Here is a 9672-nt window from a genome sequence, read left to right on the forward strand (position 1 = left end):
AGCCACCTCCTAAATTACAACAGGGGATTCTGTTTTAAAAATTATCAAATATATACTCGTATCCTACTAAAGTGGGAGGATATTCTATGTGCTAAATTTATTTAGGACGCTATTGATTTAGTATCATTAATAGGACCTGAGATTAACAGTTCATTTTTTATAGGTAATACAGCTTTATTATTTAATAATGTAACATATTGAATGTTAGATGTAGAAGAAACATCTTTTAATTCTAAAGAAATATTGTTTGCAGAGAAAGATACACCACCACTATCAAGCTTAAAATTTGCTTTGCCTGGCTTCTTTACATTCACAGCAATAACTAATGTTTGATCTGTCAAGGTACTTCCTTGCATATATTCTCCTTTATGAAGAGATTTAGACAAATCAACACTATAATCCACACCTGCTATAGTCAACCCTACTTTACAAGAACTAGTAGAGTTAGTGTTAGAATTCGTTTCTAGTGATAATGAAGACACTCCAGCTGCAGTAGGTACTCCCTCCGCATAGAGCCTTACAGTCTTATTATTCTCAATCTTATCTAACCTACCTGAACCATTAAAAGTAACACCATTATAAGATGTCGTCTTAATCCTATATGCACCAGGCTGAGTAACATTAAGTTGTATATCCACATAATTCTCCGTCTGATTTACAGGTACACCTATCAAATACTGCCCTTGTGCAGTAAAAACATTACTACATTCAATAGTATATTCAATAGCCGCTTTTTTGACAAAAGCTTTGAATCCACATTGATTGACGGCTTTTTTACCATTAATATAAAAAGTTACAACATCACCAATATTGGCTGTTGAACCACCTGCTCCAGGATCATACCCCTTAATTGGCGTTCCTACTCCTGTCAATGCTATTCTCATACTACCTGTATTCATAAAGGTACCGGCAGCAGAAAAATAATATCCGTTTTCCGTAGTTGCTGATATATCATAAGTTCCTATTGCACTGACATACACATCTACAAACAAAATATCTTGAGGTGTTAAGAATCGTCCTTGAAGAAGTGTACTTCCTTCAGATGGCGAGATTTTAATACTATTACATTGTACTGGATCTATTTCAACAACTGCTGGTGATAGAGATCCACATAAACTTAACCATTCATTTTTTAATGTACTCCAATAATTAATACAATCAGTCGTTGTATTATAAATTGTCAACCCATTACCTTCTGCTGTTAATTTGCTCTTCAACAAATCTCTTTGATTATCAGTCATCCTAGGTAGTAAAAAACCTTTCTCTGTACTTTCTAACTCTAAAATAGCATTAGAACTTGGTATAGATGCAGTATTACTTACACTTCCGTCTTTTATTTTAGTATTATGTGTTTGTTGCGCAAAAACACTTCCAAAGCTAAATAAAAGAGTAAATAATATATAGTATTTAATATTCTTCATAATATATGCTCTTTATTATTTAACTAATTTTTCTTTTAATAACTCTTCTATACGCTGTAAGTGTATTTTCAACTCAACATTCTCTAATTTTATTTTTTCAATCTCAGAGTTCACTTGTTTTAACTCCTTTATTTCTTTTGATTGTTCTATTATATGCAAATACAATTCCTCTATTTTTTCTAACAATTGAATAGAAAGTTCAGAAATATTAAAAGAATAACCGTCCTCAGATTTACTTAACTCAGTAATTGGAGTAATACCAGGTAAGTGATTATTTTTCTTTATAAATGATTCTATTACATTTAAATCATTAAACTTATAATCATACTTCAATGTTGAAGCTCCAGTAAAATACGATTCAAAAACATAATCTGCATAATAACTATTCACAGCAGTAATACTTCCATTAACTCGAAGCTTCTCATTTGGTTCAGCAGAAGGTTTATCAAAACCAATTCCCACCCATCCATTAGTATAAATTAAATCTCCATTAACAGGAAGATCAGCACTTGCTACTTTTTTCCAAGGTTGCTTAATAAGTGGCTTAATATCAATAGTATTCTTTTTGGAATTTTCATCTACATACACTAGACCTGATAAATCATCTGCTATAGATAAGCTTGTCAATGTCTCTATATTCTCTTGATCCATAAAAAAAACAATATCCTTAGTACCATCTTCTTTAGTATAAACTAAGGCAGGTTTCATAACACCATCTTTAGGCAACTCTTCCATTGCTAAAGTGGTGATTGTTTCTGTTCCTCCCACTAAATCGTTCATAACAAGTGTAAATAATTTACCTGTCTCATCTTTGTAATTAAAACTAGTTTCCTTAAATGTATTGACATAAACATATTCTTCTCCAGGTCTTACACCCGAATCCTCTATTGATGTTACTACAACATACTCATAGGTTATCTGGGCTCCTTCACCCTTCTGATACTTAGCCAAAAAACGGCTAGTTGTACTTAACTCAGTAAGTGATTCCATAAAATTAGCATCTACAGTTACACTAGTACCGTCGATTCTAAAATCAAATGCTTGTGTATTTCCCCCTTCTACTTTAGGGGTAACTACTAAAGATGGTTTTGTTTCGAATTCTTTAATAATTACACTTATATCTTTTTTATTCTCTACCCCTCCTTCTTTCCATACAAAAGTAAAATCATCACCTTTTTTAATAATCTGAACAGAATTAGGGTCTGCCTTCTCCTCAATATATTTATATAAAGTATTATTACTTATTAAAGCATTCCATTTACCTTTTCCCCAAAAATAAAAACCTGCTTCGAAATTAGTAGTACCTGTATTAAACACTGTTAGTCCATCTGTATAATTACCTCCTGGTATAGTACTAATATCTCCTTCTCCAGTCAATTTCATTCGAGGTATAAGTATACCTTTATCCGTAGACGAGACATCTAATATGGCATTCCTATCAGGTAGTACCGTTCCTATCCCTGTTTGGGCATAAATACTTACTGTTCCAAATAGTACAATAAATTGTATTATATTCTTTCTCATAACAAGTGTATTTTATTTAACATCAAAATTAACATAAAATAGCTATATAGTATACAACTTATTGATAAAAAAATAAACATAATCTCTTCATTATCACAATAACAGATTATCTAAAAAACAAATCATTATTCAAACAATAATTCAATACACCTGTAAACCAACAATATGCCATCAACTTATAAAAATTAGAGAGAATTATATTTTTAATAAAATAAAAAAGAGCTCTTTTGATTCAAAAGAGCTCTTTTTTTATTTAAAAATACAATATAACCAACATTACCCTGACAACATACACTTATAATTATCACAATATTTAACTAAATAATTAAAATTACACGACTAGCTATTTGCATAAAAATTTTTTATTTATTCAAATTTGATTATTCACTTGCCCAAAATGCCCACTCCTTACCATTAAATACACAAATCATATTAGACTTAGTATCATAGACAATAGTTCCTGTTGCAGGAGAAAGCATTTTTAAATGTGGGCTTTCTACTCTTGGTAATACCATAGCTTTACTTGCGCTATCTAATACCAATACCCCCTCCACAGAGATGGAAGAATCATTACCTATTAGAGCTCTAGCTCCAACAACTTCTTTTAAATTATCTTGTTCAGATGTATTTACTAGTCCTTCATTTATTGATAAATCAACCCAGTTCGTTCCACCTGTAGAATATTTAATTTTTTTATCAACTGAATCATAGATTAAGGTTCCGCCTGTAGCATTAGTAACTAATGTACTATTAACTTTAGGTAATACCATACCTCTTGTATCATTATCAGGAAACTCTAAAATAGAGCTGGTTGATGAAAACTGCTGTTTTGTGCCTATGATAACTTGTTGACCAAATATATCACTGGAAAAAAAGCATACACAAAACCATATACTTATAACAAAAATGTTCTTTCTCATCGCATATTTATTTTAATTATCTGGACATGATTGTACTATACATGACCATAACTTACCATTATAAAGCTTCATACACTTATTTGTAGTATCATAAACCATCATCCCTGCTATTGGATTAGCTAATGTATTAATCTGATTCTCACTTAAACGTGTAGGTACAAAACCTTTGGTCTTAGACTCTAGATATAAAATAGCATTAATATTTTCTGATGTAACAGTAACGCCTCCACTGCGATCTAATGTAGTCATAAGTACAAAATCAGAATTCTTCTTAACTACCTTACCTGGCAAACCAGGATAATAGCAAGATAAACTTCTACCACAGAAAGGTATTGTAGGATCTAATACAGCATAAACATCCTCTAAACTTTCATTAATGCACACATCTTCTGAGTTTCCAATGATTTCTATAACAGCACCAAAATTTGCAATCATAGCTATATCAGCATCAGTAACGTCTCTTGGATTAGTATACTTCTTGCCAGTAATGGCTTCAATCAATGATAAGAACTCCAAAGCTTGTATTTCATATGTTAATTCTAGAGTACCACCTCCTTTTACATTCAAACCATCTACATTATAAATACCATCATCTTTAGTTGCTGTTCCTTGTCCTCCCGTAGATTTAAAAGATTTAAATATAAACTCTTCATTATATGTTAAAGAGGCACTTACATTAGTAAAGTCAACTGTTGAATTTGGATTCTTAATTTTTGCCTTAAGAGTTATAACTCCTGTTTCTCTATAGCAGCGTATAATATCTGCCTCAATAGTTACTTGTGGTGATAGCACACGTGGCTGATAAGTCATTTCCGTTTTAGTAGAGACACAAGTGTCAAAACTGTTATAATCACAACTTTCTATCGTAATAACCTTTCCTTCATTTACACTAGAATAAGTAAGTTTTCCTCTATTTTCATAAACTTTAGATACAGCATCATCTTTAAAACGTACTCTTGCTGTAATAGTAGTATAACTTCCAGGTAGCAATTTAACTTTATCAATACTCAAAACTCTTGTGTTTTTATAATTATTAAACACCGCATCTTTAAGTGCAAACTCAGAAGAAGACACTCCTTCTTCTACCCAAAATATTCCTTCTGGTAATTCATCTTCAATCTTCACATAACGAGCGTCACATGCATAATTCCAAATTTTTAATGTATAATAAAAATCGGCACAAGAGACAACTTTAGGAGGTGCTTGTACGGTAAATTCTATACCATCAGGATTCGGATTAGCAGGTCTTGGGCAATTCAACTCAAAATCACCAATCGCGATATTCTGATATCCACGAGAATTAGTTCGATATTGTATTTTATGTTTTATAACGATCCTTGTAACTTCGTGAGGAAACTCAATTATTGCAGCTCCACTTCTATTTGTAATACTTGAGGTCTTTGTTCCATTTATAATTTTCCCTCCTATTGTAAATGTCTTCTTTTTATCATCATTAGTGTTATAAGAAACAGTTGCTGCATAAGGTACATTGCCACAATAGCCTGTTATCTCAACTTCATCAGCTGCATTAGAATTCTTATCAATTCCGAAAATTTTAAATTTAGCGAAAGTTGCACCATCATTAAAAGTTATGTTCGTTTCAGAATAACTATTATTACTACCTTTAACTCCCTTAAATTTTGATTCTAATAAAGTACCATTAGAGACTCTAGGATATCCATTCAATTGCATTGATGAAGTTTCAACATTATTATTATATGTTTTATAACCAACGTTAAACTTAATCCCATTACTAGCTACTAAGTTATTAACATTCTTAGTCCCATTACTCCAAGTCCTAGAACTAAACTTATACTCTCCAGCAATATTTGTTTTACAAGTAGGACAAGAACCTAAACTAAGTTTAGCCCCAAATGTAATATACAGCTCACTTTGATCAATAGGCAGTTTAAATAAATGTTCATTCAATTCTCCTCCAACATATTGTCCTGGTATAACTGCCATCCAATTATTAGCATATGCATCAGCCTCTGTCTTTGCAACAAGCATTCTAACTTCATAACCTGGTCCGGAATAAGCAAAGTCCTCTCCACCTGCACGTACCTCTACTGTAGTATTTCCAAGATTAGTCTTTTGAAATTTCCACAATTTATCTCTTAATAGAAAACTATAATCACAACCTTGTGTATTCGCTGGACTAGATATACCACTTCCTGTATTACTTCCCCAATAAATAGCTGCGTTATCATTAGGTAAAGGAACACTTGTCCCTACTCCATAACCTGGAGCAAAGTATGTCCCGATAGTATTAACTGTTAAGGCTGCACCGGCAGCTGTTGATCTTGAAACAGAGATATTTGTACTCCCTGAATCTCTAAAAATACCCGCTACATTATTATGGTATCCAATACCTGTTCTACCAAAAGGCCAAAATTGAGTCCCTCTAGAAGATGTATACGCTGCCCCATCAAGAGTAATTCCATATTTAGTTGCCAAATAACTTTCTATCTTAGTAATCTCAAAAAAAGACAAGGCTCTGTTGTAAACTATATATTCAGCTAATTGCCCCCCAAAAGGACCTCCATTAGCATCTTTTATACTCGCTCCTCCTAACGTTATTCCATCAGCAACTTTGAAATATCCTGCTGTAGGTCCTTTAATATCTTTATCTTTACTATTCGAAGAAAAGTCTGCCCCATTAAACCTAAACTTTGTATAAGAAACATTTGACGCACCAGACTGAATAGTTGTTACTTGCAGTGCAGTAGTATTCTTCACATATCCACCATCACCATCATAATCAGCACCTCCACGTACACGACCTCCACTAAATCTTGGGCTAAAACCTACAGCTGGTTTTCTCGAATCAGCATTAGTTGTAGTTACACCTCCAAAACCTGTATAATACATACGATAAGCTCCTGTTTCCTTTTCTGCTATATAAATAGCAATAACTGTGATGGCTCCTGTAGACCCCTCTACCCCTCTTGCACTTGCTAAATAGTGATCATTACCAAAAAACAAAGCATCATTAAAATTCATTTTATAGCTTCCTTTTATTAATGTAGGTCTAAGTTTTTTATACGCACTAGCTGATGTCTTAGCAACATCATAACTAAAAACCACACTCCTTCCTGTTGCGTAAGGATCATTATCCCATCTATCTACCTGATTAGATCCTTGACTAAGAGTCTTGATTGTATTATTATCAGGCTTTAACCACACTTGTACATTTCCAACTCCTCCAGGAAATTCTCTTTGAGCAAAAAGAGTTGTTGGGCTAATAACTACCAGTAAAAGTGCTAAAAATCTATATATATATTTATACATTTTCAAAATATTAAGGTATTAATAAAAATACTTTTGATTCTTATTTTTTTACGTATTCCACTATCACACAATAGTCTCCGGCAGGGTTATTCGTAATAATAGTACCTACAGTTCCTATTCCTAAAGTAGTTTTATTTCCACTTATCTGTTTACTCATTACTCCTCTAACAATAGAGTTTGTTCCTTTATTTATTAAAATTGCCTCTAATATCATCCCATCAATAGCCTTTGGTAATTCAATTGCTGTAAAAGAAGCCCCTTGTGTTAAATTCACCACATATCTCATAATATCTTTATCATCAAACTTACCAGATACAGTTTCTTTAACTGTTGAATATAGATTACTCCCTTTCGAAATATTTTCAATCGTAGTTTTATTATCTCCTTGATTAACTATTGTATTAAAGTCATTACTAACATCTTGAGAAATCGTAATATTCTTCGCTACCCCTGTCTCATCTTTATAAATATAATAAGTAAGATCAGCATTTGGTATTGTGATTGCAGGGCTTCCTGCAGGAGCTTTACGCTCCATAGGTGTAAGTGTTTCTGCAAATGGTATATTTACTGATCCAACTTTACCATCATTAAATATAAAACCTCCTTTTACATCTGCTATATTTCCCGTAGTTTTAACTATAAGAGAAGCTACTATAGAATTATTTTTTATTATTTGTTCGATATTGATAATCTCATCCTTATAAGTATCCCCATCTTTAACTGTATAATAAAAATCCCCATTCTTATAAGTCACATTACCGATTACTTTATCATTAAAGTATTTATTAAGTATTTTTTTTACATCCTCATTATTTATTATAGATTCAAAATTATTTTGCACATCAGATACTACAGTAATCTTGACAGGTTCATAACCTGGGGTTGCTAATTTTTCATTGTAATAATTATACACACCGCTATTCTTATTATCCTTGTTTTTCTCTGCATCTATATGAGTTATTGTCTCGTCAACTTTTATAGTTTTAAAATGTTCTGTCATAAAATTCTTAAATACAGTACTTCCTTCTAATAAAGCAGTAAGATCTATATCATTCTTGCCTTCACGTTCACGATTATAGACTAACATCGCCTTTCCTTCTTGGTTGTTACTTTCTAAAGTTGTCAGTGTCTCAAAATCCTTAATTAAAGCACTTATATCCTTCTCCTTCTCTATATCTGATTCCTTCCATACGAAAGTAAAATCATCACCTTTCTTAATTACTTTCACAGAATTAGGGTCTGCTTTCTCTTCTATATACTTATATAAAGTATTATTACTTATTAAAGCATTCCATTCATTATCCTGCCAAAAATAAAAACCGGCTAACATTTTTTTGGTGCCCGTATGGTACACTACTAAGCTAATAGGATACTCAGTTCCCATAATAGTCGTTTTATCCGTATTACTCTTTAATTCAATACGTGGAATCAATACTCCCTTATTCTCAGAATAAACCTCTAGTTCTGCTGAATAATTCGGCAAAGGAGTACCGATACTTGTCTGTCCATAAGTTATACCGACAAAAGACAAAAATATCAGAATTAGTAAATCTCTTTTTTTCATTGCATTGTGTTTTTTATTATTACATATCCAAACTACTATAACAAAAGTACGAATACTATTCGTAATTAATAAAAAAACAACATCATCTGTGTTTTTTTTAAATAAAAAACAACAAAATAAACACATAATTAACAATAAAAAACATCTTCAAAAGAAAATATAAAATTCAGCACATTCAAATAAGGAAATAATTATCAAAAATTCTTATACCTTTTAGGTATAAAACACTAATTTAATACCTAAAACTACTAAAAACTGCATTTTCAATAATTAAAAAACATAAAAAACACTTAACTAATTGTGATTTTTAGAAATAATAAATTACTATTTTAACTTTTATTGCTTATACAATTTTCTAAAAGAACTATAAACTGATGATTTTATCTATACCAAAAACTACTTTATAGCAAAAAAAGTAGATCGCTAGGCTTGAATGAGTATTAGTAGACTGCTATGTCAACTACACTTTTGTGTCCCTTATAATTTTTAAAATAGAATAGGTACTTTTATAAGCTATTTATTCTGATGTGTATAGTTAAGTCATAGATCATACATTGTATAGGTTGGTTATTATTTATCTTTTTGTTCATTTGTTTTAGCTCTAATGTAAAAGTCATATTGCTCTTATAGCCAATACTATATTGTTGAACTAAAATTAATTTAAGTTTAAAAACTAGGTTTTAGATAGCCTTAAGTCAAATAATTCTTATATTTTTCCACAGTAATGCAATACACAGTAAATAAAAATGTTGAGTAAATGAATAACTTATATTTTTTTAAAACATAAACATTTATTTCAAGCTAGTCGTCAAAAAATAAAATAACTATCCTATAAATAAACCACTATGGACTGAAAGTCCATAGTTTGTTAAAGCAGACTAAAGTCTGCCTGGGTGGAGTTACTTACTCAAGTATAAAGTTACTCCCATTATCATTAGGTTTACGGTGATGC

Annotated in this window: 6 protein-coding genes; all 6 read right to left on the reverse strand. The window is 31.3% G+C overall.

Annotated features, from left to right (window positions below; all coding sequences use genetic code 11):
- Positions 1-101: 101 nt before the first annotated feature.
- Positions 102-1421, reverse strand: a complete 1320-nt coding sequence (locus tag CF599_RS18835; RefSeq protein WP_121967466.1) for a hypothetical protein — start codon at positions 1419-1421, stop codon at positions 102-104.
- A gap of 15 nt (positions 1422-1436) precedes the next feature.
- Entirely contained in the window at positions 1437-2945 is a 1509-nt protein-coding gene (locus CF599_RS18840) for a hypothetical protein (RefSeq protein WP_121967467.1), read from the reverse strand.
- A gap of 380 nt (positions 2946-3325) precedes the next feature.
- On the reverse strand, positions 3326-3865 hold the full coding sequence (locus CF599_RS18845; protein WP_121967468.1) for a hypothetical protein: 540 nt from the start codon (positions 3863-3865) through the stop codon (positions 3326-3328).
- Between the two features lie 12 nt (positions 3866-3877).
- Complete coding sequence (locus CF599_RS18850) at positions 3878-7156, reverse strand: hypothetical protein (protein ID WP_121967469.1); 3279 nt, start codon at positions 7154-7156, stop codon at positions 3878-3880.
- A 40-nt stretch (positions 7157-7196) separates the two neighbouring features.
- Positions 7197-8720 carry a hypothetical protein gene (locus CF599_RS18855; RefSeq protein WP_121967470.1) on the reverse strand — a complete coding sequence of 508 codons (1524 nt, stop codon included), beginning with the start codon at positions 8718-8720 and terminating at the stop codon, positions 7197-7199.
- 690 nt (positions 8721-9410) lie between these two features.
- Positions 9411-9455, reverse strand: coding sequence for a hypothetical protein (locus CF599_RS20100; protein WP_371514491.1), 45 nt, complete (start codon positions 9453-9455; stop codon positions 9411-9413).
- Positions 9456-9672 lie beyond the last annotated feature (217 nt).

It is taken from the genome of Myroides sp. N17-2 (assembly GCF_002286775.1).
In the GTDB taxonomy this organism is placed as follows: Bacteria; Bacteroidota; Bacteroidia; order Flavobacteriales; family Flavobacteriaceae; genus Flavobacterium.

Bases quoted from the DNA above. Each gene is read 5' to 3' on its own strand.
- CF599_RS18835 (WP_121967466.1), bottom strand. From the start codon at position 1,421: ATGAAGAATATTAAATACTATATATTATTTACTCTTTTATTTAGCTTT.
- CF599_RS18855 (WP_121967470.1), bottom strand. From the start codon at position 8,720: ATGAAAAAAAGAGATTTACTAATTCTGATATTTTTGTCTTTTGTCGGT.
- CF599_RS18850 (WP_121967469.1), bottom strand. From the start codon at position 7,156: ATGTATAAATATATATATAGATTTTTAGCACTTTTACTGGTAGTTATT.
- CF599_RS18845 (WP_121967468.1), bottom strand. From the start codon at position 3,865: ATGAGAAAGAACATTTTTGTTATAAGTATATGGTTTTGTGTATGCTTT.
- CF599_RS18840 (WP_121967467.1), bottom strand. From the start codon at position 2,945: ATGAGAAAGAATATAATACAATTTATTGTACTATTTGGAACAGTAAGT.